1 pseudogene is annotated in these 462 nt (G+C 67.3%); it reads right to left on the bottom strand.

The features are described 5' to 3' along the window. Positions 1–462: pseudogene (locus tag JK364_RS54625) on the bottom strand (integrase); the annotation flags it as partial.

Below are 462 nucleotides of genomic sequence, written 5' to 3'. Positions count from 1 at the left end.
CGTCGATCCCCGCGTCCTTGAGGACGGCATCGAACAGTTCGGGGAACTTCCCGTCCCTGTCCCGGATCATGAACCGTGCCCGGCAGCCGAAGTCTTCGAGGTCCATGACGAGGTTCTTCGCCGCTTGCGCTACCCAGGAGGCGCTCGGATGCGCGGTGGCGCCCAGGACGCGGATCCGGCGACTGCCGTATTCGATCACTTCGCCAGCCGCAGTACCAGGATGCGGATCGAGCGCACGGTGCGCGGTCTTCCCGGGCGTTTGGGCCGGCAGGAGGCGGCATGGCGGCGTGCGACGAGGTTGCGGTGCAGGCGCAGCACCGTGTCGGGGAGTACGAGCAGCCGTAACTGTCGCAGGACGTGCGGTGGCAGCCGGTGCAACAGCGCCGCCAGGAATGCCCGATCGCTCGGCGTGAACCGGACTTTTTGCTCGCCGTTGGCGTTCCAGCACGGTGATCTGGTGGT

This window comes from Streptomyces endocoffeicus, assembly GCF_016741935.1.
Lineage (GTDB): Bacteria > Actinomycetota > Actinomycetes > Streptomycetales > Streptomycetaceae > Streptomyces > Streptomyces endocoffeicus.
Note: the sequence above shows the minus strand (reverse complement) of the source record. Positions and strands in the feature narration are given on the sequence as shown.